The sequence below is a fragment of the Streptomyces sp. TM32 genome, from assembly GCF_004122755.1.
GTDB classification, from domain to species: domain Bacteria; phylum Actinomycetota; class Actinomycetes; order Streptomycetales; family Streptomycetaceae; genus Streptomyces; species Streptomyces sioyaensis.
On record NZ_SDIG01000089.1, the window covers coordinates 1 to 26,214 of the forward strand.

The window sequence follows — 26,214 nt, forward strand, 5'->3', positions numbered from 1 at the left end:
GTGCCGAGGAGAGTCACATCCACACCGCCGAGTTTCTCGCGTCCGGCAGCGGTGAGCGCGGCGGGGGCCAGGGCGGCGCGGGGCCGTACGACCTGGTGCTGCTCGACGTGCTGGCGCGGCCGGACGCGCTGGCCCGGCTGCGGGCGGGCGGCCTGGTCGACGCGGCGACGGATGTGGTCGCGGTGCATGTGGACCACGACGTGCCGCCGGGGCCCGAGCTGCACCGCAGACTGGCCGCGGTGGGCGCCCGGGCGGTGGCCGACGGCAGTTCGCTGGTGGTCGGCGAGTATCACGCGGTGCCGGATCTGCCACGGCGGACGCTGGTGCTGGGCGGGGCGCGCAGCGGGAAGTCGCTGGAGGCGGAGCGGCGGCTCGCGGCCTTCCCGGACGTGGTGTACGTGGCCACCGGGGGGACCCGGGACGGCGACGAGGACTGGAAGCAGCGGGTCTCGCTGCACCGTGAGCGGCGCCCCAGCAGCTGGCGGACCGTCGAGACCTGCGATCTGGTGCCGCTCCTGGAGGCCGCCGGGCCGGGGAGGGAAGCCGCCGGGCCGGGGAGGGAACCCGGGACGCCGGACACCGACGCCGCCGGGCCCGGGTCCGGCCGGGCGGCCGACGCGTCGCCGCTGCTCATCGACTGCCTGGCGCTGTGGCTGACGCATGTCATGGACGAGGTCGGGGCGTGGGACGACGCGGCCTGGGAGGCCGGTGGCCGGCGGGCGCTGCGGGAGCGGACCGACGCGCTGGTGGCGGCGGTGCGCGCGACCCGGCGGCCGGTGGTGGCGGTCAGCAACGAGGTCGGCTCCGGGGTCGTCCCGGCGACCCCGGCGGGCCGCCGGTTCCGCGACGAACTGGGGCGGCTGAACGCGGCGTTCGCCGCGGAGTGCGAGCAGGTGCTGCTGGTCGTCGCGGGCCAGGCGCTTGCGCTGCGTGGATGACGGATGACCGGTGCGGCCCGTGTCCGCTTGCCCCGGGGTGCGGTGCCGGGTGCTCTTGAGCGGTGACCGAATCCGAGCGGACCGAGACCGAAGCACCGGCGGGGTGTCCCGCGCCGCCCGCCCGGGACCCGGGGGCACGCGGGCGGCGTTTCGACGCGGCCGTCCGGGCCTATCTGGCGCGGCATCCGCAGGCGACGGTGGTCGCGCTCGGGGAGGGCCTCGACACCGGCTTCTGGCGGCTGGACAACGGGCGGCTGACCTGGCTGACGGTGGTGGTGCCGGAGGCCGCCGCGGTGCGCCGGATGCTGCTGCCGGACGGGCCCCGGCGGCGTACGGTCGCCTGCGCGGCGGGCGGCCACGACTGGCTGGACGCGGTGCGGGAGCCGCAGCGCGGGGTCGTCGTCACCGCGCCGGGGGTGCTGATGCGGCTGCCGCCGGCGACGGTCAGGGCGCTGCTGGCGGCGTGCGCCGAGCGGTTTCCCGGCGGTGCGCTGGTTTTTGACGCCCTGCCACGGCTGACCGCGGCGCTGGCCCGGCGGGCCGCGGCCGCGCCGGGCGGCGGCCGGTGGTCGGCTCCGGTGCGCTGGGGGCTGGACCGTGGTGAACTGCCGCGGCTGGCCGGTACGCACCCGGGCATCGCCGCGGTGCACGAGCTCGCGGCGGTGCCGGCAGCGGGCCCGCCGTGGCGGTGGACGGCGTACGGCCTGCCGTCGTGGCTCGGGCAGCGGACGCCGGTGCTGCGGGCGCTGGTGCCCCTCGTGTGCGAGGTGCGCTTCGCGGCGGCCCGATCCCCCCGACGTGCCTCGTCAGCGGTGAGTTGACGGTAATCTGCGCCCAATGAGCGCCCTGAATCTCGATGACTTCGCCCACCTGATCGAGCGCCCCGACGGCGGGGTGCGCCGTGCCGCCGAGGAGCGGCGGGCCCGCCTGTCCCTGCCGCCGGGGGCGCTCGGCCGCCTCGACGAGTTGGGCGAGTGGCTGGCCGCCGCCCAGCAGCAGGTGCCGGTGCGGCCCGTCGAGCGGCCGCGGGTGCTGTTGTTCGCGGGCGATCACGGGGTGGCGGAGCTGGGCGTCTCGGCCCGGCCGGCGGGGACCACCAGGGATCTCGTCCGGGCCGTGCTGGACGGTACGAGCCCGGCGGCGGTGCTGGCCCGGGGCGCGGAGGCGCCGCTGCGGGTGGTCGATCTGGCGGTGGACTGCGACCCGCAGGAGCTGCCCGGGGAGGTCAGCCGGCACCGGGTGCGGCGCGGTTCGGGCCGGATCGACATCGAGGACGCGCTGACGGCCGAGGAGGCCGAGGCGGCGTTCCGGACCGGGATGGCCCTGGCGGACGAGGAGGCGGACGCCGGCACCGACGTGGTGGTGCTGGGCGATCTGAGCGTCGGCGGGACGACGGCCGCGAGCACCCTGATCGCCGCGCTGTGCGGTACGGACGCCTCGGTGGTCACCGGGCGCGGCGGTGCCCCCATCGACGATCTGGCGTGGATGCGCAAGTGCGCGGCGATCCGCGACGCGCTGCGGCGGGCCCGTCCGGTGCTCGGCGATCAGCTGGAGCTGCTGGCCGCGGTCGGCGGCGCGGACCTGACCGCGATGACCGGCTTTCTGCTGCAGAGCGCGGTGCGCCGCACCCCGGTGATCCTGGACGGGGTGGTCTCGGCGGCCTGTGCGCTGGTGGCGCAGCGGGTGGCGTTCCGGGCGCCGGACTGGTGGGTGGCCGGGCAGGCGAGCGGGGAGCCGGCGCAGGCGAAGGCGCTGGACCGGATCGCGCTCAACCCTTTGCTCGACCACGGCGTCACTGCGGGCGAGGGGACGGGGGCGCTGCTCGCCCTGCCACTGGTGCAGGCGGCCGCGGCCCTGGCGGCAGAGCTGCCCGTGCGCGACTGACCCGGCACCGGCCCGGCGGGGCCGGCACCGTACGAAGCGACCGGACGGGCGCCCCGTGCGGGCGCCTCGCCGCTTCCTGCCGTACCGGACCACCGGTGTGCGCCCCATAAGATCGCGCTTTACACGTTTTATGGGAGACATCGCTTGAGTCCGGATGAAGACCGCCCGCGCGGTCCATGGTCACAGCGTGGTGCCGGGTTCGGCATCTGGTATCTGCGCACGGTCACGTTCCTCAATTTCCTGAGTGCGGTGTGGGTGTCGTTCGGCAACGACATCCGGCGGCACAACATCGCGGAATTCTTCACTCCGTATCTGCTGACCGCGGGGTTCGCCTCCGGCGCCTTCTCGCTCTTCCTCTCCGTCACCCTGCGGCGGCGCAAGCGGGCGGCATGGATTTTGAATCTGGTGCTCTCCGGTCTGCTGGTACTGCTGTTCGCCCTCGGGATGGCGACGGTCCCGGAGTTCCGCGGACATCTGCAGAACTGGGTGTCGCTGGGGCTGACCGTGCTGTTCGTCGCCGCATTGGTGGTCGGGCGCCGGGAGTTCTACGCCAAGGGCGACCGCTCGAATCCGAAACTGGCGGCGGCGGTCGCGGCCGGCGGCCTGCTGGTCACCTCGCTGCTCGCGGCGCTGCTGGTGAGCGCCACCAACACCGCGGACGGTTCCTCGACGTTCGTCCAGCGCTGGCGCTACGGCCTGATGCGGCTGGTGTCGCTGGTCGCCGACGACCGTGCGTTCCCGGAGATCGCCACCCCGAACTGGGTGAATGTCGCGATCAATGTGCTGAGCACGCTGCTGCTCGTCGCGGTGTTGTGGGCGGCGTTCCGGTCCGTGCGCCGCACCGAGCCGCTCACCGCGGACGACGAGGAGCGGCTGCGCGGTCTGCTGGCGCGGCACGGCGACCGGGACTCGCTGGGCTACTTCGCCCTGCGCCGCGACAAGAGCGTGCTGTTCTCCCCCAGCGGCAAGGCCGCGGTCACCTACCGCGTGGTGGGCGGGGTGTCGCTGGCCTCCGGTGATCCGCTGGGCGACCCCGAGGCCTGGCCCGGCGCCATCGAGGGCTGGCTGGCCGAGGCGCGGGAGCACGGCTGGGCGCCGGCCGTGATGGGCGCGAGCGAGGAGGGCGGCACGATCTACGCGCGGCACGGGCTGGACGCGCTGGAGCTCGGCGACGAAGCGATCGTGGAGACCGCGGAGTTCACGCTCGCCGGGCGGGCGATGCGCACCGTACGGCAGGCGTACAACCGTATCGAGCGGGCCGGCTACACGGTCCGGATCCGCCGGCACGAGGACATCCCCGCCGAGGAGATGGACCGGCTGCTGCATCTGGCCGACGACTGGCGCGACGGGGAGACCGAGCGCGGTTTCTCGATGGCGCTGGGCCGGCTCGGGGATCCCGGGGACGGGCGCTGCGTGATGCTGGAGTGCCGGGACGGCGGCGCCGACGGGGAATCCGGGGAGCTGCGGGCGCTGCTCAGTTTCGTCCCGTGGGGCGCAAAGGGCCTTTCGCTGGATCTGATGCGGCGGGAGCGGAACTCCGAGAACGGTCTGATGGAGTTCATGGTGCTGGAGTTGATCCAGCGCGCGAAAGAGGTGGAGATCACTCAGCTCTCACTGAACTTCGCGATGTTCCGTTCCGTCTTCGAACGTGGATCGCGGCTCGGCGCGGGCCCGGTGCTGCGCCTGTGGCGCTCACTGCTCAGCTTCTTCTCCCGGTGGTGGCAGATTGAATCGCTCTATCGCGCCAATGCGAAATACCGGCCCATCTGGGAGCCGCGGTACCTGCTCTTCGAAAAGAGCACCGATTTGCTGCGCATCGGAATCGCCGCGGCCCGCGCGGAAGGTTTTCTGGAAGCACCCGGACTGCCCAAGTGGCTGAACCGCAAGCACCTGGAGAACGTGAGATGAGCGGAGCCGGGGCGGGGCGGGAGGTACCTGTGCCGGGGCCCGGGGACGCGTCCGCCCTGCGCCGCTTCGCGCGCGGCGAGTGGGGCCCGCTGCTGTGGACGGTGCGGTCCGCGCTGGTCACACGGCGGCTGCGGGCGATTCCGGTGACGCTCGCCGCGGTCGGACTGACCCTGGTCTTCCAGTGCGTACAGAACCAGGCCTGGGGCTATCGGGCGGTGCAGGACATCGGCTCCGTCCAGGCCTGGGAGCACCTGTGGGTGGCGCTGTTGCGGACCCCGCTGTCGCTGTTCGTGCCCGCGCTGGACCTTCCGGTGTGGGGTGCGTTGGCGCAGATCCTGGTGGTCTTCGGGATCGCGGAGATCTGTGTGGGCTGGCGGCAGACGCTGGGGGTCGCCTACCTGGCCACGCTCGCCGGGACGATGTACGCCCGGATCGGCATCTGGATCGGCCCGGAGAGTCCCATCGGGCTGCCCGACTCGGACAAGTACGTGATCGACACCGGTCCTTCGGCGGCCGTGGTGGGGCTGGCGGTGTACGTGTGCTGGCGCCATCGCGCGTGGTTCACCTGTACCGCGGTGGTGGTCTCGATGGTCGTCGAGGTGGTGTTCATCAAGAACAACCTGGCGGGCAAGGAGCACGTCGCGGCGGCGCTGGCGGTGCTGGCGGTGTGTCTGCTGCAGGAGGTGTGGCAGCCGCACAAACCGCCCGGCTTCCAGCAGGTCAGCGGCTGGGAGTACCCCCGATGAACTGCTCGACCCTGCGGCGCAGCCCCGACCAGCGGCGGTCGTGACGGACGGCGCGGACCCGGGCACGGGCCCGCGCCTTCGGCCGGTTGCGGTAGCAGCGCCTGTCCCAGAGTGAGTGCGGCCGGGCCAGCCGGACCGCCCCGAACAGCGCGACGAACGGCACGAAGACGCCGATGACCGCCATCCGGCCCTTGCCCTTGACGAGCGCGACGAGCACGAAGAGGAAGTTGACCGCCACGGTCCGTACGACGGTGAAGCGGTTCGTCGACTCGTCCGGGCTCAGTTCGTTGACGCCGAACGGCAGGAAGCCGCCGAGGATCAGGGCGACCAGGGCGGCGGTGAGGATGACGATCTCGACGCTCTTGGTCCCCTCCTCGGTCCAGTACACGTCGTCCAGATGCAGGATCAGCGCGAACTCGTCCAGGACGAGGCCCACTCCCATCCCGAAGAGCACCGCCGCGACACCGGAGCCGAAGCCGCGCCGGCCGCCGGCGAGCGCGATGAAGCCGCCGAGGACCATCAGCACCACGCCGGGCACGACATGGTGTACATGGACGCCGCCCGGGCTGATGTTGCGGAACGGTCCCCGGCCCGCGCGGATGAGCCGGGTGATGACGCGGGTGACGAGGAAGGTCAGGACGAAGGAGGCCAGGGCGAGCAGCAGCGGCAGCTTCCCCGGCTCGACGATGTTGCGGTACCACCAGTGGCCCATCCCACTCTCCCGGTTTGCCGCACGAGGACACGGAGCAACCATTAGGCCCCCTCCCGGTGCCCGGGACCGGCAGCCAAACGCCGCCGGCGCCCGGATAGCCTGCCGCGGTGACCGAGACCTCCGCTCCCCCGTCCCCCTCCGACGCCCTGCGCTTCGCGTTCGGGACGCTGACCGTACTGCCGGTGCACGTCACCCGCTGGGACCGGGCGGCGGCGCGCGGCGGGATGCTCTGCGCGCCGCTGGCCGGGCTGGTCGTCGGGCTGTGCGCGGCCGCCCTCGGCGGTGCGCTGCTGCTGCTCGGCGGCAGTCCGCTGCTGGCCGCGGTCGGCACCGCCGCGGTGCCCGCGGTGCTCACCCGCGGACTGCATCTGGACGGGCTCGCCGACACCGCCGACGGCCTGGGCAGCGGCAAGCCCGCCGAGGACGCCCTGCGCATCATGAAGCAGTCCGACATCGGCCCGTTCGGGGTCCTCACGCTGGTGTTCACCCTGCTGGCGCAGGTGGCCGCGCTGTCCGGGCTGTACGCCGGGGGCTGGGCGCGCGGCGCGGTCGCGGTGGCCGTCGCCGCGGTGACCGCGCGCAGCGCACTGACCCTCGCCTCCCGCGCGGGGGTGCCGGCCGCCCGCCCGGAGGGACTGGGCGCGGCGGTCGCGGGCACCGTTCCGGCGCGGGCGGCGCTGCTGTGCGTGGCGCTGGTGGCCGCCGGATGTGCGGCGGCCGGAGCCGCGTTCGGCCCGTACGGCGCGCTGCGCGCCGCCCTCGCGGCGCTGGCCGGCCTCGGGCTCGGCGAGTTGGTGCTCCGGCACTGCCGGCGGCGGTTCGGCGGGGTGACCGGCGATGTGTTCGGGGCTCTCGCGGAGAGCGCCGGCCTCACGGCGCTGCTGGCGCTGGCACTGGGCTGACCGTCGCCCAGCTTGCCGCCGCCACCCCCAACTCGCCCTGGTAACAACGCAGTTCACCCGTCACGGCATCGTCCGCCGGAGCGGCCTTCGCCGCCGGTGTGCCGGGGGACGGGGCCCCGCGGCGTCGCCGAGCGTAGGCTCGGCCGCAGCAGCGCGTTGCGCGCAGACGGATTCCCCGGACGAACAGGACCCCTATCACCGTGACTGCACTGACCCTCAGTACTTCTTCCGCCGCAACGGTGCGTGCGGATGCCGTCGTCGTCGGCGTGGCCAAGGGCGCCAAGGGCGTCGTTGTCGCCCCCGGCGCGGAGGCCGTGGACAAGGCCTTCGGCGGCAAGCTCGGCGCTGTGCTGGAGACCCTCGGCGCGAGTGGTGCCGAGGGCGAGGTGACCAAGCTGCCCGCCGGCGACGGCCTCAAGGCACCGGTCGTGCTGGCGGTCGGCCTGGGCGACGCCCCGGCCAAGGGCGACGCCTACGACAACGAGGCGCTGCGGCGCGCCGCGGGCAGCGCCGCCCGCGCCCTGTCCGGCACCAAGAAGGCCGGCTTCGCGCTGCCCGTCGAGGACGCCGAGGCCGCCGCCGCGGTGAGCGAGGGCGCGCTGCTCGGCGCGTACGCCTTCACCGCGTACCGCAGCAACGGCAACGGGCAGAACGCCAAGGGCAGCAAGAAGGACAACGCCAAGTCGGCGCCGCTCGGCGAGGCCGCGCTCGTCGGCGGCAAGCCGCGCGACAAGGAGTTCAAGGCGGCCGCCGAGCGCTCCGTGGCACTGGCCGAGGAGATCAACCGCGCCCGCGATCTCATCAACACACCCTCCAACGACCTCGACCCGAAGTCCTTCGCGGCCCAGGCCCAGGCCGCCGCCAAGGAGTTCGGCCTCAAGGTCGAGGTGCTGGACGAGAAGGCGCTCAAGAAGGGCGGCTACGGCGGCCTGATGGGCGTCGGCCAGGGCTCCGAGGCCCCGCCGCGGCTGGTGCGGATCGCGCACACGCACCCCAAGGCCGACAAGACCCTGGCGCTGGTCGGCAAGGGCATCACCTACGACTCGGGCGGCATCTCGCTCAAGCCGGCCGGCCACAACGAGACCATGAAGTGCGACATGAGCGGTGCGGCCGCCGTGTTCGCCGCGGTCGTGGCCGCCGCCCGCCTCGGCCTGAGGGTCAACGTCACCGGCTGGCTGGCGCTCGCCGAGAACATGCCGTCGGGCTCGGCCACCCGCCCCGGCGACGTGCTGACCATGTACAGCGGCAAGACCGTCGAGGTGCTCAACACCGACGCCGAGGGCCGGCTGGTGCTGGCCGACGCGCTGACCCGCGCCTCGGAGGAGACCCCGGACGCGATCGTGGACGTCGCCACCCTGACCGGTGCCATGGTGCTCGCCCTGGGCCACCGCACCTTCGCGGTCATGGCCAACGACGACGCCTTCCGCACCTCGATCCACGAGATCGCGGAGGAGGTCGGCGAGCAGTCCTGGCCGATGCCGATGCCGTCCGAGCTGCGCAAGGGCATGGACTCGCCGGTTGCCGACATCGCCAACATGGGTGAGCGGATGGGCGGCGGCCTGGTCGCCGGCCTCTTCCTGAAGGAGTTCGTCGGCGAGGGCATCCCCTGGGCCCACCTCGACATCGCGGGCCCGGCCTTCCACGAGGGCGCGCCCTGGGGCTACACGCCCAAGGGCGGCACCGGATCCGCGGTCCGCACCCTGGTCCGGCTGGCGGAGCGCACCGCCGCGGGCGATCTGGGCTGACGGCGGGGCGGGGATTCCCTCGTCTTTGCCCGTGATATCCGCCACGGCCCCGGGCAGCATGCCCGGGGCCGTCGGCACGGGTGCGCCGCGCGCCCGCGCCGCGTTCGCCCTCGACGAAATCCGTACGTCCACGCGTTTCCCGCCCCGGCTCGTCCCGTGCGGTACCGCACATTTCGTACGCCTCGGTAACCCCTACGGGGCGGCCGGTCACCGTCTCACTGCCCGGCCCGCCGTCCCGGCTCCGTGGAACAAGTGCAAAGATGGGTTCTCGGCAGGACAGGGCCCCCCTTACCCAGGGCCGAAGTAAAAGCGGCCGAACCACAGCCGCCGTCCGGTCATAGGAGACCGGCTCCGGCGTACCCATGCATGGAGGACGTGACGTGGCGAACGACGCCAGCACCGTTTTCGACCTAGTGATCCTCGGAGGCGGTAGCGGTGGTTACGCCGCTGCCCTGCGCGGGGCGCAGCTGGGCCTGGACGTCGCCCTGATCGAGAAGGGCAAGGTCGGCGGCACCTGCCTGCACAACGGCTGCATCCCCACCAAGGCTCTGCTGCACGCCGGTGAGATCGCCGACCAGGCTCGCGAGAGCGAGCAGTTCGGTGTCAAGGCCACTTTCGAGGGCATTGACATCGCCGCGGTCCACAAGTACAAGGACGAGGTCATCTCGGGCCTGTACAAGGGCCTGCAGGGTCTGATCGCCTCCCGCAAGGTGACGTACATCGAGGGCGAGGGCCGGCTGTCCTCCCCGACCTCCGTCGACGTGAACGGCCAGCGTGTCCAGGGCCGCCACGTCCTGCTGGCGACCGGCTCGGTGCCGAAGTCGCTGCCGGGCCTGGAGATCGACGGCAACCGCATCATCTCCTCGGACCACGCGCTGACGCTGGACCGCGTGCCGAAGTCCGCGATCGTGCTGGGCGGCGGCGTCATCGGCGTCGAGTTCGCCTCCGCGTGGAAGTCCTTCGGCACCGACGTGACGATCATCGAGGGCCTCAAGCACCTCGTCCCGGTCGAGGACGAGAACAGCTCCAAGCTGCTGGAGCGGGCCTTCCGCAAGCGTGGCATCAAGTTCAACCTCGGCACCTTCTTCGACAAGGCCGAGTACACCGCCGACGGCGTCAAGGTCACCCTCGCCGACGGCAAGACCTTCGAGGCCGAGGTGCTGCTGGTCGCGATCGGCCGCGGGCCGGTCTCGGCGGGCCTGGGCTACGAGGAGCAGGGCGTCGCGATGGACCGCGGCTACGTCCTCGTCGACGAGTACATGCAGACCAACGTGCCGACCATCTCGGCCGTGGGTGACCTCGTTCCCACCCTCCAGCTCGCGCACGTCGGCTTCGCCGAGGGCATGCTGGTGGCGGAGCGGCTGGCCGGTCAGAAGACCGTGCCGATCGACTACGACGGCGTGCCGCGCGTGACGTACTGCCACCCCGAGGTCGCTTCGGTGGGTATCACCGAGGCCAAGGCCAAGGAGCTGTACGGCGCCGACAAGGTCGTCGCGCTCAAGTACAACCTCGCGGGCAACGGCAAGAGCAAGATCCTCAAGACCACGGGCGAGATCAAGCTCGTCCAGGTCAAGGACGGTGCCGTGGTCGGCGTCCACATGGTCGGTGACCGTATGGGCGAGCAGGTCGGTGAGGCCCAGCTGGTCTACAACTGGGAGGCCCTGCCGGCCGAGGTAGCGCAGCTCGTGCACGCGCACCCGACGCAGAACGAGGCGCTCGGCGAGGCTCACCTGGCCCTGGCCGGCAAGCCTCTCCACTCCCACGACTGACCCCAGTCCCGGGCGCGACCACATCCGCACCACTTTTGTAAGGAGCAACTGAAACCATGGCGGTTTCCGTAACCCTGCCGGCGCTCGGCGAGAGCGTCACCGAGGGCACCGTCACCCGCTGGCTGAAGGCCGAGGGTGAACGCGTCGAGGCCGACGAGCCGCTGCTCGAGGTGTCGACCGACAAGGTCGACACCGAGATCCCGGCCCCGGCCGCCGGCGTCCTGACCGCCATCAAGGTGGCCGAGGACGAGACCGTGGAGGTCGGCGCCGAGCTGGCCGTCATCGACGACGGCACCGGTGCGCCGGCTGCCGCGCCGGCTCCGGCCGCTGCCGAGGCCCCGGCCGCCCAGCCCGAGCCCACCCCGGCTCCGGCTCCGGCCGCCGAGGCCCCCGCCCCCGCCGCTGCCCCCGCGGGCGGCGCCGAGGGCACGGACGTCGTCCTCCCCGCGCTCGGCGAGAGCGTCACCGAGGGCACCGTCACCCGCTGGCTGAAGGAGGTCGGCGAGGAGGTCTCGGCCGACGAGCCGCTGCTGGAGGTCTCCACCGACAAGGTCGACACCGAGATCCCCGCCCCGGCCTCCGGCACCCTGCTGGAGATCGTCGTCGGTGAGGACGAGACCGCCGAGGTCGGCGCCAAGCTCGCCGTCATCGGTGCTGCCGGTGCTGCCCCGGCCGCCGCGCCTGCTCCGGCCGCTGCTGCCCCGGCGCCCGCCGCTCCGGCTCCGGCTCCGGCCCCCGCGCCGGCTCCGGCCGCTGCCCCGGCTCCGGCCCCGGCTCCGGCTCCGGCTGCCGCCCCCGTCACCCCGGCCCCGGCCGCCGGTGAGGGCGCGTACGTCACCCCGCTGGTGCGCAAGCTCGCCGCGGAGAACGGCGTCGACCTCGCCACGGTCAAGGGCACCGGTGTCGGTGGCCGCATCCGCAAGCAGGACGTCATCGCCGCCGCGGAGGCCGCCAAGGCCGCCGCGCCCGCTGCCGCCGCCGCTCCGGCCGCGTCGAAGGCCCCGGCCATCGAGGCGTCCCCGCTGCGCGGTCAGACCGTCAAGATGCCGCGGATGCGCAAGGTCATCGGCGACAACATGATGAAGGCCCTGCACAGCCAGGCGCAGCTGACCTCCGTGGTCGAGGTGGACATCACCAAGATCATGCGGATGCGCAACCAGGCCAAGGACGCGTTCGCGCAGCGTGAGGGCGTCAAGCTCTCCCCGATGCCGTTCTTCGTCAAGGCCGCGGTCCAGGCGCTGAAGGCCCACCCGGTCGTCAACGCCCGGATCAACGAGGACGAGGGCACCATCACCTACTTCGACACCGAGAACGTCGGTATCGCGGTGGACGCGGAGAAGGGCCTGATGACCCCGGTCATCAAGGACGCCGGTGACCTCAACATCGCCGGTATCGCCCGCAAGACGGCGGACCTGGCGGGCAAGGTCCGCGCGAACAAGATCACGCCGGACGAGCTGTCCGGTGCGACCTTCACCATCAGCAACACCGGTTCGCGCGGCGCCCTGTTCGACACCGTCATCGTGCCCCCGAACCAGGTCGGCATCCTGGGCATCGGTGCCACCGTCAAGCGCCCGGTGGTCATCAACCACCCGGACCTCGGCGAGACCATCGCGGTGCGCGACATGACCTACCTCGCGCTCTCCTACGACCACCGTCTGGTGGACGGCGCCGACGCCGCCCGCTACCTGACCACGGTCAAGCAGATCCTGGAGGCCGCCGAGTTCGAGACCGAGATCGGTCTCTGAGCCGGTAGTCAACCGGCAGGTGTGCAAGGGGCCGGCCCCGGTTCGTACAGCGTCTCGTACGAACCGGGGCCGGCCCCTTTGCGCGGTCGCGTCCCGGATAATGGCCCCCTTACCACCCCCCGCTCTGAAGGAGCCACTTCATGACCCCACCGGTCGTCCATTCGCTGCGCGAGCAGATCCGCGAGCACATCCTGGAGGGGATCGTCAGCGGCCGCTGGCAGCCGGGCGAGCGGATCGTCGAGCGGCGGATCGCGGTGGAGCTGGAGGTCAGTCAGACGCCCGTACGGGAGGCGCTGCGCGAGCTGGAGTCGCTCCAGCTGATCGAGTCGGCGCCGAACAAGGGCGTCCGGGTACGGAACCTGACCGCGGACGACCTCAAGGAGAGCTACCCGGTGCGGGCCGGGCTGGAGCAGGTGGCCGCCGAGCTGGCCGCCGACCGGCTGGCCGAGGACACCGCGGCGCTGGAGCGGGAGGTGGCGGCGCTGCGCGAGGCGGACCGGGCCGGTGACGGGGAGGCGCAGGTGCGGCACACGGTCGCCTTCCACCGGGAGATCGTGCGGGCGGCCGGGAACTCCGTACTGCTGCACACCTGGGAGTCACTGGGAATCGAGGTCTGGACGACGCTGTCGATCCGCTGGTTCAGCCCGGAGCCGCGCGCGCACGCCCAGGACCACCAGGAGATCGTGGACGCCTTCCGGCGGCGCGACCCGAAGATCGGCGCCGTGCTCAAGGCACACGTGCTGAGCTGCGCACCTCGGGTCTGAGGGACGGCCGGGAGGGGGCGCCCGACGCCTCCGGGAGGGGCCGACCGACGCCTCCCGGACAGGGCGACCGACCCCCTCCGGGACGGCGCGACCGACCCCTTTTTCGACTGGCACGCGGTGCCCAAAAATGCGGCACCCCGTGCCGACCTGCGGTTTTTGGTCCGGCGAGCGTTGATCGATCATCGATCAGAGGCGTATCGTCCTCCCCAGGGCGCGACAACCCTGCCTGCCGAACTTGTAGGGGGTGTCGTCGAGGGCCCGCCGTCCTGCCCTGTGGACGCGGGCCCGGCCACGACGACACCCCGAGCTTCCCTCCCGTCCGGAAAGGGGCCACCCATGCCCGACCCCGTGCGCCTGCCGTACAGCCAGCTCGACCAGCTCCCGGACCGTGATCCCGAGGAGACGGCCGAATGGCGTGAGTCGCTCGACGCCGTCACCGAGGCAGCGGGTCCGCATCGCGCCGCCTATCTGATGCGCCGTGCCCTGGAGCACACCGCGCGCACCGAAGGCACCGCCCTGCCGTCGCTGCTGGAGACGGAGTACGTCAACACCATCCCGACCTCCGCCGAGCCCGACTTCCCGGGCGACGAGGCGCTGGAGGCCCGGATCACCGCCTGGAACCGCTGGAACGCCGCCGCGATGGTGACCCGCGGCTCCGCGCTGGGCCTGGGCGGCCACATCGCCACCTTCGCCTCCGCCGCCTGGCTCTACGAGACCGGCTTCCAGCACTTCTTCCGCGGCAAGGAGGGCGACGGCAGCGGCGACCAGCTCTACATCCAGGGCCACGCCTCCCCCGGCATCTACGCCCGCGCCTTCCTCGAAGGCCGCCTCACCGAGGACCACCTCGACCACTTCCGCCAGGAGGCCGGCGGCGAGGGCCTGCCGTCCTACCCGCACCCGCGGCGGCTGCCGTGGCTGTGGGAGTTCCCCACCGTCTCCATGGGCCTGGGCCCGCTCTCCGCCATCTACCAGGCGCGCTTCAACCGCTACCTGGAGCACCGCGGCATCAAGGACACCAGCAACTCCCACGTCTGGGCGTTCCTGGGCGACGGCGAGATGGACGAGCCCGAGTCGACCGCCGCACTGGCGCTGGCCGGCCGCGAGGGCCTGGACAACCTGACCTTCGTCATCAACTGCAACCTGCAGCGCCTCGACGGCCCGGTACGCCCCAACTTCAAGATCGTGCAGGAGCTGGAGGCCCAGTTCCGCGCGGCCGGCTGGAACGTCGTCAAGTCGCTGTGGGGCCGGGCCTGGGACGAGGTCTTCGCCCTGGACACCGACGGCGCCCTGATCCGGCGCCTCGGCGAGACCCCCGACGCGCAGTTCCAGACCTACGCCACCCGCGACGCCGCCTACCTGCGCGAGCACTTCTTCGGCGCCAACGAGTCCCTGAAGGCCCTCGCGAGCCGGCTGACCGACGCCAAGCTGCTGGAGCTGTTCCAGACCTCCCGGGCCGGCCACGAGCCGCGCAAGGTGTACGCCGCCTACAAGGCCGCCGTCGAGCACAAGGGCGCGCCGACCGTCATCCTGGCGCAGACCGTCAAGGGCTACACCCTCGGCGCGGGCTTCGAGTCCCGTAACGCCAACCACCAGATGAAGAAGCTGACCATGGCGGAGTTCCGCACCATGCGGGACGTGCTGGAACTCCCCATCCCGGACAGCGCGCTGGAGGGCGACCTGGTGCCGTACTGGCGCCCGGCCGAGGACTCCCCCGAGATGGTCTACCTGCGCGAGCGGCGCGCCGCCCTCGACGGCCCGGCGCCCGCCCGCAAGGTCGTCGACAAGCCGCTGCCGATGCCCGCCGACAAGGCCTTCGACGCGCTGAAGAAGGGTTCCGGCAGCCAGGAGATCGCCACCACCATGGCGTTCGTCCGGCTGATCAAGGACCTGATGCGGGACAAGGAGACCGGCAAGCGCTGGGTGCCGATCGTCCCCGACGAGGCCCGCACCTTCGGCATGGAGTCCCTCTTCCCGACCGCCGGCCTCTACTCCCCCAGGGGCGCCACGTACGACCCGGTCGACCGCGACCAGCTCCTCTGGTACAAGGAAGCCAAGGACGGCCAGATCCTCAACGAGGGCATCACCGAGGCGGGTTCGCTCGCCGACTTCACCGCCGCCGCGACGTCCTACGCGACGCACGGCGAGCCGATGATCCCCTTCTACATCTTCTACTCGATGTTCGGCTGGCAGCGCACCGCCGACCAGTTCTGGGCGCTGGCCGACCAGTTGGGCCGCGGCTTCGTCATCGGCGCCACCGCCGGCCGCACCACGATGACCGGCGAGGGCCTCCAGCACGCCGACGGCCACTCGCACCTCATCGCCTCCACCAACCCGGCGGCGCTCTCCTACGACCCGGCGTTCGCCTACGAGGTGGCCGTGATCGTCAAGGAGGGCCTGCGCCGGATGTACGGCCCCGAGGCCGAGGACGTCTTCTACTACCTGACGGTCTACAACGAGACCAAGGTCCAGCCGGCCATGCCGGAGGGCGTCGAAGAGGGCATCCTCAAGGGCCTGTACCGCTTCAACGAGGGCACCCGGCCCGAGGCCGACAGCCCGCAGCTCCAGCTGCTGGCGTCCGGCACCGCCATCAACTGGGCCCTGGAGGCACAGCAGCTGCTGGCCGACGACTGGGGTGTCGCGGCGGACGTCTGGTCGGCCCCGTCCTGGACGGAGCTGCGCCGCGACGCCCTGGAGTGCGATGCCGCCCGGCTGGAGGGCGAGGACCGGGTCCCGTACGTCACCCGTGCGCTGGCCGGTGCGCCCGGCCCGGTCGTCGCGGTCAGCGACTGGATGCGGGCCGTTCCGGACCAGATCGCGCCGTGGGTCGAGCAGGACTGGACCTCCATCGGCACCGACGGCTTCGGCCTGTCCGACACCCGCGAGGCGGCCCGCCGGCACTTCGGCGTCGACCCGCAGTCGGTGGTCGTCCAGGCGCTGGCCGCCCTCGCCCGCCGCGGCGAGGTCAAGCCGGAGGCCGTCAAGGAAGCCCGGAAGCGCTACGGGCTGTGACCCATGGGCGGACCCGGCACCGGGTCCGCCCGCCCTCCGGGGCACCCCGAACTCCCGTGCGGAGACCACCATCCCGCGCCCGGGGCCTCCGCACGGGAACCCCGCTGGGCTCATGGGCTGCCGGGCGCCTTGCAGGTGACGTCCTTCGCCGGAAGCCTTCCGGTGCTCAGGTAAGCGTTGACCGCATTGTCGGAGCAGGGGCGCGGGTGCATGACGTAGACGCCGTGGCCCTCGCCGCCCTCGTCGTACACCATCCGCGAGCCTTTCAGAGCGCGGTGCATGCTCAGGCCGCCGGCCAGGGGAGTCTGAGGGTCCCATTGGTTCTGGACGGTGAGCAGACCAACGCTGTTGTCCACCGTCGTGACCGGCTCGATCGGCTTGTTCCAGAACGCGCACGGCGTGATGTTGGAGCCGAAGTCGCCGTAGATCGGGTACTTGGACTTGTCCCGGATGGCGTCACGCCGGTACTGCTCGGGGTCGCGTGGCCAGGCCGCGGCGTCGCCGCAGAGCACGGACCAGGAGGAGGCGTCGAAGTTGTCATTCCCCGCCTGCGCGTCGGGAGTTGCTGCGCCCCGTGAGGCCGGTTCGCTGTCGGCGGACTTCTTCAGGGCGGCGACCGTTTCGGCCGCGGTCTTGGGGCTGAAGAACGTGGCGCGCAGGTCGGCACGGATGTCGTCCCCGTTGCGCTTCCGGCCCTCGTACATGATCGGATTGCGGTCGGCCCGGGCGATGAGGGCCCAGAACGTCTTTTTCACCTCGGCCGGGGTGTCACCGAGCTGGTAGGTGCCATGGTGCTGGGCGGTCCACTGCGTCCAGCGGGTGAACGCCGGCTCGGTGCCCTCCGCCCACCCCTGACCCATGCCGCGCCAGACCCGGGTGGGGTCAACCGCACTGTCCAGCACGAAGCGGTCGGTCCGCGCGGGAAACATCTGCGCGTACACCGCGCCCAGGTACGTGCCGTACGAATAGCCCAGGTAGGAGATCTTCCCTTCCCCCAGTACGGCGCGGATGACATCCATGTCGCGGGCAGTGTTGCGGGTGGTGAAGTACGGAAGCTTGTCACCGTTCTTGGCGCGGCATTTCTCGGCGACGGTCCGGGCCCAGGTCACATCACGGCTGAACGTCTCAGGCTTGTACGGACGTGTGGAGTTCTGCTCCGCGGTCGTCAGACCGCACGTGAGCGGGCTGCTTTGGCCCACGCCGCGGGGGTCGAACCCGATCAGGTCGTACTGCTCGCTGATCTCCTTGGGCATCTTGTCCTGCATCGTGACCGGCAGGTCCAGGCCCTTCAACCCCGGACCACCGGGGTTGACGAGCATCACGCCGTGCCGCTTGCCGGGGACACCGGTCTTCATCCGGGAGATGGCCAGCTTGATGGTCTTGCCGGTGGGGCGCTCGTAGTCGAGCGGAACCCGGATCGTCGCGCACTGTTGCCCGGCGGACTTCGACGTGGCACAACGGTGCCACGCGGGCTTCTGGTTCTCGAATGTTTTCAGCGGTTCCGCCGCGGAGGCCTGCGCCAGGACGAGGGGGGAGACCAGCGCTGCCGAGGCCCCCACCGCGAGCACGGGCACACTGCTTCGTATGCGCACGGTAGCCGTTCCTTCCGGTTGATTTCGGGACAGAACGACAGTCTCGTGTCAGGTCATGCCGGTGCTTCCCCCGTTAGGGCGATGTTGGTGCGACTCCTGGCGTACGGAGTATGCGACCTGCGGGGGAGACGGTGACCAGCTCGGCTCCCCACCAGCGTCTCGGTATCGGTCCTGGTCAGCGTCCAGCGCACCGATGTCGCCGACCGGAAGCCGCAGATCGCGGTGGAGGCGGGCAGGGCCCCGACCGAGGCATTCGTCCCGCAGACCCATCCGCCGGGCCGTCCACCGGGCGTTCACCTCCTCCGGCCAGGAAAGCCTGCCTCAGGGCAGCCCGGGAGGCGAACAGCCGGTCGGCCGGCCCCGAGGTCCGGTCAGCTGCATCGGGGTGGTGCAGCGTCCCGCCCGGGTTCGCGCTCAGGTCGGCCAGCAGGCCGCGGTCGACGAACCGCCGCACCACGAAAGAAATCGACTATGCCCACGCCATCGGCAAGCCGATTTCGTTCACCGATCCAGTCCCCGCTTCAACGTAGTTCGCCGGGGGAGCCTTTTTGCCGGCGTGGCGGTGGGTGCGCGGGGCGGCCGGGTCTGCCCGGCCACCGCCACCCCGGCAGTTGTCAGTGGTCCCCGGCATGATGACGGCATGCGTGCTGCCCGGCTGATCAAGATGGTGTTGCTGCTCCAGGCGCGGCCGTCGATGACGGCCGCCGAGCTGGCGCGCGAGTTGGAGGTCTCCGAGCGTACGGTCGCCCGCGACGTCCTCTCCCTCTCCGAGGCCGGCGTCCCGGTCTACGCGGACCGCGGCCGGGCCGGCGGCTACCGCCTCATAGGCGGCTACCGCACCCGCCTCACCGGCCTCGGCCGCAGCGAGGCGGAAGCGCTGTTCCTGTCCGGAGTGCCCACGGCGCTCCGCGAGATGGGCCTGGCTGACGCCGCGTCCGCCGCGCGGCTGAAGGTCTCCGCCGCGCTGCGGCCCGAGCTGCGGGACGCCGCGTCGGGCGCCGCCCAGCGCTTCCACCTCGACGCACCCGCCTGGTATCAGGAGCCCGAAACCCCCGGGCTGCTCCCCGCGATCGCCGATGCGGTCTGGGACGACCGCCGGATCACCGCCCGCTACCTCCGCAAGGACACCGAGGTGGCACGGGAGTTGGAGCCGTACGGCCTCGTACTGAAAGCGGGGGTCTGGTATCTGGCGGCGCGGGTCGAGGGGGAGTACCGCGTCTACCGGGTCGACCGGTTCACCGCTGTGACGGCCTACGAGGGCGTCGGAACCACCGGGCCCGCCGAGGCCACCGCGGCCGCCGAGGCCACCGGGGCTTCGGACGGCCGGTTCCGCCGGGACGAGTCCTTCGACCTGCCGGCGTTCTGGGCGGAGCGGGCGGCCCAGTTCGCCCGGTCGATCCTCCGCGAGGAGGTGGTGCTGCGGCTCTCCGCGCGCGGAGTGCACCAGCTGCCGTACGTCACCGAACGCGCCGCGGCCCGCGAGGCGATAGCCCGGGCGCAGGCCGCGGGCGGCCCCGATGAGCAGGGTCGGCTGACGGTCACCCTGGCCGTGGAGTCCGCCGAGGTCGCCTACGCCCAACTGCTGTCGCTCGGCCCGGAGGGCGAGATACTCGCGCCCGTTGAGCTGCGTGCGCGCATGGCGGCGGCCGCGCGCCGGATGGCCGCCGTGTACGACTGACCGGCGGGGTGCGACGAGGGGCCCAGCGGTGGTCCTCGGCGCCGCGGGACCTCGGGGAGGCCGGGCGTCAGACGGTCCCGAACTCTCCGGTCTTGACGCCGGCCACGAACGACGAGAACGCATCTGCGGGGAGGCTCAGAACCGGACCGCTCGGGGTCTTGGAGTCACGGACCGGGACCACGCCGCGCTCGGCGACGAGGTTGGCGGCGACCTCTATGCAGTCACCGCCGTTGTTGCTGTAGGAAGACTTGAACCAGCGAGGGGAATCGGTCGTCACGGGAAGCCCTTTCGTACCTGCTCGATCATGGCCACGGATGCCGTCTGGCACATAGCTTCTGCCTGTAGCTGATGGTAAGCCGTCAGCATCGGCACCACAGACGTGCTCTCTCGGTCCAGGTTGCCTTGCGCTTGGGACTCCGCGTAGCAGATGACGGACCGGTCCGGCAGGGTCAAGAGGTTGACGGGCAGGTCAACAGGGCGGCGCTCGCCTATCTCGTACGGCACCACCTGTAGCAGCGTGTTCGGCAACTCGGCGAACTCGACCAGATGCGCCAACTGGGCCTTCATGACGGCGGACCGCCCAACGGGGCGACGGATGCAGCTTTCATCCATGGCCACAAACATCATGGGCGGCCGGGGCCGCACCAGCGCCGCCTGTCGCTCCGACAGGAACGAAACACGTTCCTGCGCATGTTCGGGTGTGATGGCGCCCCGCCGTACAGCGCTATCGGCCAGCACCCGTGCGTACTCCGGCGTCTGCAACAGGCCAGGGATGATCCCGATGTTGAAGAGCCGGATCTCCACTGCCCGACCCTCGTACTTGAGGTACTCCGGGAACCCCTCCAGCAACGCACCGTGCTTGATCTCGCGGTACTGCCGCTCGAACGCGTCTGCCGTGCCCGCGGTGCCGAACGCCTCGTCCGTGCTACGCGCGAAGCGGAGAGTTGGAGGCTTCCGACCGTTTTCGACGGCTGAGACATGCACGCTGGAATATCCCGTGCGGCCGGCCAGCTCCTCTTGGGTCCAGCCGCGCGTCTCCCGCAGGCTGCGCAGGCGCGCCCCGTAGGCCGCCTCCGGCGAGGCGTCCGGGTTCAACTCATTTCGATTCAAAGACCGTTCACTACTTTCCCCACCCGACTGCCAAGTTGAACGGCTCCCGACTCTAGGCCACGCCGAGTCGCCCTTGGTGGTGGAACAAGTACGGAGAGGAACGGACATTGGTTCGGAAGCACACTCCGACCGGTGCCAGAAACCACGCGCCGAATTGGCGGAGGCCGAACGGATCAGCGGCTGACCGGCGGGGTGCGACCCGGGGCTCAGCGGTAGTCCGCGGCGCTGCCGTCCCCGCCGCCGAAGACCACGTCCTCGAAGTAGCCGAAGCAGTCGGGCCGGGAGCCGTCGGTGTCGGTGAAGCCGTACTCCTTCGCCAACTGGCCACTGGAGAGGGACTGTCCGGTCCACCGCGCCCTGTCCGGGTCGGCCGCCAGCGCCCGTACGCCGCGGGCGATCAGGGCCGGCGATTCGGCGATGGCGAAGTGCGGCTCCTGGGCCACCGCGTCGCGCCAGGTCTCCTCCGTCACCCCGAAGTGGTCCAGCATCTCCTCGGACCGGAGGAAGCCGGGGGTGAGCGAGACCGCTGTGCCGCCGTGTTCCCTGAGCTCGGCGGCGAGACCGAAGGCGATGCGGTGCGGGGCGTTCTTGGTGAGGTCGAAGCAGAGGTTGTCGCGGTAGCGGCGGTTGAAGTCGGCGGTGCCGTCGGTGATCTCGACGACCAGCCCGCCCGGCCGCCGGATCAGCAGCGGCAGCGCGTAATGGCCGGTGATGAGGTGGGAGTCGATGCCCAGGCGGAGCATCCGCAGGCCGCCCGCCAGATCGAGGTCCCACAGCCGGGTGTCGAACTCGATCAGCCGGTCGCCGCCCCAGAGGCTGTTGACCAGCACGTCCAGCCGTCCGTGTGCGCGGTCGATCCGCTCGACCAGGGCCTTGACCTGCTCCGGGTCCAGATGGTCGGTGGGCACGGCGATGCCGGTGCCGCCCGCCGCGGTGACCAGCTCCGCGGTCTCCTCGATGGTCTCCGTGGGCCGTCCGACCTCGCTGACCCGCTCCCGAGTCGTCCGCCCCGTGACGTACACCAGGGCCCCGGCCCGGCCCAGCTCGACCGCCATCGCCCGGCCCGCACCCCGGGTCGCCCCGGCGACCAGCGCCACCCGTCCCGCCAGTTCCTTCGTCACCTACGCCACTCCTCGCTGTCAGGTGTCCCGCATCCGTACGACGACCGACCCTGACAGCGAAACCCGACATCTCCTGTCGGGAATCGGCCGGGATTCCCGACGGCACCGGCGGACGGCTCTCCCTGGCGGGAGCCCTCCTCGGTGGGCGCCCGCCGGGGAGGGCCGCCCCTGACAAGCGCCCCCTTTACGGGCCGACCGCCGGCACGGGCGCCCCGTTCCGCAGCCGTCCGGTGACCGTTGCGGGGGCGGCCGGGCCGGCCGGCGCGGCCAGCGTGCTCTCGTTGCCGGTGGCCCGTACGCCGCCGGTGGCGTCGACGCCGCCGACCTCCCGGCTGCCGGCCGCGAGCAGATACCACCGGCCGGACGCCGCCCGCCAGCGGACCTGACCCACCACGTGCGGCCCGTAGGGGCTGCAGGCGGCGGTGTTCGCGGCCCGCCCGGCGATCCGCCCCGGGTCCGTCGGGCGCACGGCGGGCGACAGGAACTGAATGCGCACGCTCCCGGGCCCGCGCCAGGTGTCGGCGCGGCTGCACACCCAGGTCGCCCGGCCGGCGCCCTCCGGGAGGCGTTGCTCGGCGAACGCCCAGTCGGTGACGGACCGTACGCCGGCGCCGCGCAGCGATCCGAGCGAACAGGCGGTACGGGCCCAGCTCCGCAGCGCCGCGGCGCCGGTGGCCTCGTGCGAGCCGGCGGCCGGGGTGCCGCCGGACGACGGCGGCGGCACGTACCGGAGATGGACGGGCACGAGGTCGTTGAGGTCGGCCAGGAGGAAGGTCGCGTCGTCGGCGTGGCCGGCGTTCTCCACGACCCGGGACGAGGGCCGGAACCGGGCGACCGGCCAGCGGCCGCAACCGCTGCCCGGCATGGGCGGGGCCAGGATGCGGTCGGTGACCCCGTCCGGTGCGACGTGCAGCGCGTGCGGCGGGGCGGCCGGCGTCAGCAGATCGCGGGTGGTGACCTCGGAGATCCAGGGCGCCAGCAGATAGCGCATCCAGCCGTTGCCGCGACCGATCACCAGCGCGGCGGCGGTGGTCAGATCCGCGTCGTCGACCCGGGCGAAGTGCAGGGTGGGCGTGGCGTCTTCGGGCTCGGCGTAGCGCACCAGCCGCTCACCGTCGTGGAAGACCACCACCATCACCGCGTCGATCAGCCCCGCGTACAGCAGCTGCGGCGGATGGTCCGGCGGCCTGGTGGAGGTGCCCGCGGTCGCGGTGATCCGGGCATCGGCGGGCGGCGCCGCCCAGACCCGCAGGGCCCGCCCCAGCAACTCCTGGTCGCCGGCCTGCCGGCCGCGGACGGGCCAGGCCGTGAAGTCCACCCGGGAGGTGTCTGCCCACTGGTCGTTGGGGGTGCGCACCAGCCGGGCCGGTTCCAGCGCCTGCTCCGCGGTGGTCTCGCCGCGCGGCGGCCGGTCCCGCAAGCCCTGCCACACCCCGGCCGCCGCCGCGCCGAAGGCCACTACGGCCACCAGGGCGGCCACCGCCCGCAACCGCTGGCGGCGGCGCAGCAGATCCGTCGGCCGGGTCTGCACCGTGCAGGGGTCGAACTCCCCGGAGTTCAGCATCGCCCCGGCGCCGGCCCCGGTCTCCCGGTCCAGCTGCTCGGCCGCCCGCTGCGCCGCGTCCGGTGCGGGCGCCCCGGCCTGTTCGAGGACGCTGCGCGCGACCTCCTCGTCCAGGCCCTCCAGATGCCACAGCCCGAGCGTGGCGCGGACCGACGCGGGGACCGCGGACAGCGCCTGGTCCAGGGCGAGTTCCTCGGCGCCGCCGGCCCGCGGGAACAGCCGCAGCCCCCACACCTGCGGCATGACCGGCAGCCCCCGGCCCGGCCGCCCCTCGTACGCCAGCGCCAGCCGCAGGGTCCGCAGCCGCACCAGGTCGTAGCCGGTCTCGGCCGCCGGGCCGCGCTGGGCCGGGAGCCCGCCGTCCGGCCGGTGCCTCCGGGCCCGCGGCAGTGCCCGCTGGACCAGGGCGTGTGCGGTCAGGACCCGGCGGTGGCGGCCCATCGACGGGGGCAGGACGAGGTAGGCGAGGCGGACGAGCCGTGGATAGTGCTCGACGATGGCCGCCTCGGCCCGTTCGACATCGGCCCGGGTACGTTCGTCCATGGGCATGGCCTGGAACAGCCCTTCGCAAAATGGCGGATATGCCGTCGTGGGTGGTGCACGCCGTCCAACGAGTGATTCTGGGGGCGGTCACCCGAGGACGCACCGGGCGGCGCGGAGCGGGCGCCGGCCCGAACACTCCGTCGCCGATCCGAACATCCCGTCACCGCGGCGGACGCCGCGTCACCGATCCGGATAACGACCCCGTCGCATCCGGGGTACTCCGCATGCGGCGGGGCCCGGCAGGGCCGATGCTGGAGCGGTGATGGACGAGACGGAGTTCTGGGAACTGATCGACGGTTCCCGCGAGGCGGCCGAGGGCGACCCCGAGGAGCAGGCCGACGCGCTGGTCGAGCGGCTGCTCGGGCGCGATCCGGAGGCCGTCGTGGACTTCGCCCGTCATTTCGAGGCGCGCTACAACCGGGCGTACTCCTGGGACCTGTGGGCCGCGGCCGCGATCCTGCTGGGCGGCGCCAGCGACGACGCCTTCGACTACTTCCGATGCTGGCTGATCGGCCAGGGCAGGGAGGTCTTCGAGGGCGCGCTGCACGACCCGGACCAGCTCACCGAGCTGCTGGACGACTTCGACGAGGCGGTGGACGGCGACGCCGAGGAGCTGGGCTACGCGGCCGACGAGGCGTACGAGCAGATGACCGGCGGGGTGATGCCCGATCTGGCCCTGCCGGCGCCGCCCCGCGAACCGCTCGGCAGCTACCTCGACTTCGACGACGACCAGGCCCTGGCGGAGCGCTTCCCCGGCCTCTGGGACCGTTTCCGGGCCTGACGTCCGCGCGTACGCGTGCCGACGCGGCGGGGGCGGGCCCCGGACGCCGCCGGCGGCCCGTGACTGCGGCAGTATGGCCCCATGCGGATCGCGATCACCGGCTCGACCGGACTCATCGGCACGGCGCTCACCCGGTCCCTGCGCGCGGACGGCCACGACGTCGTCCGGCTCGTCCGGCGTGCCCCCGGGGCGGCCGACGAGGTGCGCTGGGACCCCAAGCGCCAGGAGGTCGACACGGCGGGGCTGGCCGGCTGCGAGGCGGTCGTCCATCTGGCCGGTGCCGGGGTCGGCGACCACCGCTGGACGCGCGCCTACAAGCAGGAGATCCGCGACAGCCGGGTGCTGGGCACCCGGACCCTCGCCGCGGCGCTCGCCGCCATGGACACCCCGCCGCGGGTCTTCGTGTCCGGCAGCGCGATCGGCTACTACGGCGACACCGGCGACCGGCGTACGGACGAGAGCGCACCGGCCGGCCACGGGTTCCTGCCGGAGGTCTGCGTGGCGTGGGAGGACGCCGCGAAGCCGGCCCGGGAGGCGGGCATCCGCACCGTCTTCGCCCGCACCGGTCTGGTCGTGGCCCGCTCGGGCGGCGCCTGGGGCCGACTGTTCCCCGTCTTCCGGCTCGGCCTCGGCGGCCGGTTCGGGGACGGCAGCCAGTACTGGAGCTTCATCTCCCTGGCCGACCACATCGCGGCGCTGCGCCACCTCCTCGACACCGGCGACCTGACCGGGCCGGTCAACCTCACGGCCCCGGAACCGGTCACCAACCGCGAGGCGACCGCCGTGATGGGGCATGTCCTGAACCGCCCGACGCTGTGCACCGTTCCTGCGCCGGTGCTGCGGGCCGCCCTCGGTGAGTTCGCCGGCGATGTGCTGGGCAGTCAGCGGGTCGTCCCGCGGCGGCTGCTGGACTCGGGGTTCGTCTTCCGCCACCCGCGGATCATCGACGCGATCCGGGCGGCATAGGCGTCGGGGCGGGGCCCACGCCGCCGTCCTGACCGCGTCACCGTCCGTCCCCCCTCACCGCCGTCCCACAAGGCACTCTTCGGCCAAGGCTGCTGCCCTGCCCTCCAGCCGCCCCCTGTCGCACGGACCGCCCGGTTCCTACCGTCCTCTCAGGCACCTCTGGCATCCCCTGCGGGGACAGTGGGCATGACAACGGTGCCGCCATTGAGAACGACCTCGGGAGGGGCACGTGCTGCGCACCGCATCGGCCGTGGACGTCGTCATTGTGGGAGCCGGCCCGGCCGGACTCGCCGCCGCCCGCCATCTGACCGGCGCCGGGGTGTCGGTCGCCGTCCTGGAGGCCTCGCCGGAGATCGGCGGCCGGTCCGTCACCGATCGTCTCGACGGTTTCCGGCTCGACCACTGCGGCCGACCACTGGCCGTCTCCGCCGCCGAGCTGCGCCGCACGCCGGGCCTCGGCGAGCTGACGCCGCGTCCGTTCGCGCCCGGCCTGAGCGTCCACAACGGACAACGGGTGCAGCGCATCAGCGCCCCCCGCAGCACCAGAGGCGCACTGTCCGCGGCCCGCGCCCTGGTACGCGCCGACCGTCGCACGGAGCGCCGGACGGACCGTCAGGCAGGCCGCCAGACGGGACGTCTCCCCGACCGGCGGGCCGAACGGGACGCGGACCGCCGCATCGTGCGCCGCCTCGACCGCCGCACCGGCCGCGCCGCCCCCTCGTACGCCACTCCCCCCG

21 protein-coding genes are annotated in these 26,214 nt (G+C 72.5%); 15 read left to right on the plus strand and 6 right to left on the minus strand.

Going from position 1 to position 26,214, the window contains the following annotated elements; translation table 11 throughout:
• From EST92_RS19570 to EST92_RS31180, 5 genes are all read left to right on the plus strand, one after another.
• The coding region (locus EST92_RS19570) for a bifunctional adenosylcobinamide kinase/adenosylcobinamide-phosphate guanylyltransferase (protein WP_254068918.1) at positions 1-938 on the plus strand (938 nt) is incomplete at its 5' end.
• A gap of 62 nt (positions 939-1,000) precedes the next feature.
• Positions 1,001-1,759, plus strand: a complete 759-nt coding sequence (locus EST92_RS19575) for a class I SAM-dependent methyltransferase (RefSeq protein WP_129282172.1) — start codon at positions 1,001-1,003, stop codon at positions 1,757-1,759.
• Positions 1,760-1,775: 16 nt separating this feature from the next.
• On the plus strand, positions 1,776-2,822 hold the full coding sequence (cobT, locus tag EST92_RS19580) for a nicotinate-nucleotide--dimethylbenzimidazole phosphoribosyltransferase (protein ID WP_129282173.1): 1,047 nt from the start codon (positions 1,776-1,778) through the stop codon (positions 2,820-2,822).
• A 144-nt stretch (positions 2,823-2,966) separates the two neighbouring features.
• A complete protein-coding gene (locus EST92_RS19585) occupies positions 2,967-4,730 on the plus strand; it encodes a phosphatidylglycerol lysyltransferase domain-containing protein (protein WP_129282174.1) in 1,764 nt (587 codons plus the stop codon).
• Complete coding sequence (locus EST92_RS31180) at positions 4,727-5,476, plus strand: hypothetical protein (RefSeq protein WP_154073982.1); 750 nt, start codon at positions 4,727-4,729, stop codon at positions 5,474-5,476. The genes EST92_RS19585 and EST92_RS31180 overlap by 4 nt, the downstream gene beginning before the upstream one ends.
• Here EST92_RS31180 and EST92_RS19595 read toward each other — a convergent pair.
• Positions 5,451-6,188 (minus strand): hypothetical protein, encoded by a 738-nt coding sequence (locus EST92_RS19595; RefSeq protein ID WP_129282175.1) that lies wholly within the window; start codon positions 6,186-6,188, stop codon positions 5,451-5,453. The two genes, EST92_RS31180 and EST92_RS19595, sit on opposite strands and share 26 nt — an antisense overlap.
• A 107-nt stretch (positions 6,189-6,295) precedes the next feature.
• Between EST92_RS19595 and EST92_RS19600 the strand changes: the two genes are divergently transcribed.
• The 6 genes from EST92_RS19600 (at position 6,296) to aceE (ending at position 16,122) form a co-directional block, all read left to right on the plus strand.
• Entirely contained in the window at positions 6,296-7,090 is a 795-nt protein-coding gene (locus EST92_RS19600; RefSeq protein ID WP_129282176.1) for an adenosylcobinamide-GDP ribazoletransferase, read from the plus strand.
• Positions 7,091-7,290: 200 nt separating this feature from the next.
• Positions 7,291-8,835, plus strand: a complete 1,545-nt coding sequence (locus tag EST92_RS19605; protein WP_129282177.1) for a leucyl aminopeptidase — start codon at positions 7,291-7,293, stop codon at positions 8,833-8,835.
• A gap of 380 nt (positions 8,836-9,215) precedes the next feature.
• The gene (gene lpdA, locus EST92_RS19610) at positions 9,216-10,604 is read left to right on the plus strand and encodes a dihydrolipoyl dehydrogenase (RefSeq protein ID WP_129249894.1); all 1,389 of its coding nucleotides are present in this window, start codon (positions 9,216-9,218) and stop codon (positions 10,602-10,604) included.
• A 56-nt stretch (positions 10,605-10,660) separates the two neighbouring features.
• Positions 10,661-12,349, plus strand: a complete 1,689-nt coding sequence (gene sucB, locus EST92_RS19615; protein WP_129282178.1) for a 2-oxoglutarate dehydrogenase, E2 component, dihydrolipoamide succinyltransferase — start codon at positions 10,661-10,663, stop codon at positions 12,347-12,349.
• Between the two features lie 140 nt (positions 12,350-12,489).
• Positions 12,490-13,113: a GntR family transcriptional regulator gene (locus tag EST92_RS19620; RefSeq protein WP_129282179.1), complete on the plus strand. Its 624-nt coding sequence runs from the start codon at positions 12,490-12,492 to the stop codon at positions 13,111-13,113.
• Between the two features lie 336 nt (positions 13,114-13,449).
• Positions 13,450-16,122 carry a pyruvate dehydrogenase (acetyl-transferring), homodimeric type gene (gene aceE / locus EST92_RS19625; RefSeq protein WP_129282180.1) on the plus strand — a complete coding sequence of 891 codons (2,673 nt, stop codon included), beginning with the start codon at positions 13,450-13,452 and terminating at the stop codon, positions 16,120-16,122.
• A gap of 110 nt (positions 16,123-16,232) precedes the next feature.
• On the opposite strand, the gene EST92_RS19630 is transcribed toward aceE, so the two are convergent.
• A complete protein-coding gene (locus EST92_RS19630; RefSeq protein WP_129282181.1) occupies positions 16,233-17,714 on the minus strand; it encodes an alpha/beta hydrolase in 1,482 nt (493 codons plus the stop codon).
• Positions 17,715-18,354: 640 nt separating this feature from the next.
• Here EST92_RS19630 and EST92_RS19635 point away from each other — a divergent pair.
• On the plus strand, positions 18,355-19,392 hold the full coding sequence (locus EST92_RS19635; RefSeq protein WP_129282182.1) for a WYL domain-containing protein: 1,038 nt from the start codon (positions 18,355-18,357) through the stop codon (positions 19,390-19,392).
• A 67-nt stretch (positions 19,393-19,459) separates the two neighbouring features.
• Here the strand turns inward: EST92_RS19635 and EST92_RS19640 are convergent, their stop codons facing one another.
• The 4 genes from EST92_RS19640 to EST92_RS19655 form a co-directional block, all read right to left on the minus strand.
• The gene (locus tag EST92_RS19640) at positions 19,460-19,669 is read right to left on the minus strand and encodes a DUF397 domain-containing protein (protein ID WP_129282183.1); all 210 of its coding nucleotides are present in this window, start codon (positions 19,667-19,669) and stop codon (positions 19,460-19,462) included.
• Positions 19,666-20,502 carry a helix-turn-helix transcriptional regulator gene (locus EST92_RS19645; protein WP_129282184.1) on the minus strand — a complete coding sequence of 279 codons (837 nt, stop codon included), beginning with the start codon at positions 20,500-20,502 and terminating at the stop codon, positions 19,666-19,668. Before EST92_RS19645 ends, EST92_RS19640 begins: the two co-directional genes overlap by 4 nt.
• 206 nt (positions 20,503-20,708) lie before the next feature.
• Entirely contained in the window at positions 20,709-21,623 is a 915-nt protein-coding gene (locus tag EST92_RS19650) for an SDR family oxidoreductase (RefSeq protein ID WP_129282185.1), read from the minus strand.
• Positions 21,624-21,807: 184 nt separating this feature from the next.
• Entirely contained in the window at positions 21,808-23,730 is a 1,923-nt protein-coding gene (locus EST92_RS19655) for a hypothetical protein (RefSeq protein WP_129282186.1), read from the minus strand.
• Positions 23,731-23,992: 262 nt separating this feature from the next.
• Here EST92_RS19655 and EST92_RS19660 point away from each other — a divergent pair, with 262 nt between their 5' ends.
• The 3 genes from EST92_RS19660 to EST92_RS19670 all read left to right on the plus strand — a co-directional run.
• Positions 23,993-24,511: a DUF4240 domain-containing protein gene (locus EST92_RS19660; protein WP_129282187.1), complete on the plus strand. Its 519-nt coding sequence runs from the start codon at positions 23,993-23,995 to the stop codon at positions 24,509-24,511.
• Positions 24,512-24,592: 81 nt separating this feature from the next.
• The gene (locus tag EST92_RS19665) at positions 24,593-25,477 is read left to right on the plus strand and encodes a TIGR01777 family oxidoreductase (protein WP_129282188.1); all 885 of its coding nucleotides are present in this window, start codon (positions 24,593-24,595) and stop codon (positions 25,475-25,477) included.
• Positions 25,478-25,706: 229 nt separating this feature from the next.
• The coding region (locus EST92_RS19670; protein ID WP_129282189.1) for an FAD-dependent oxidoreductase at positions 25,707-26,214 on the plus strand (508 nt) is incomplete at its 3' end.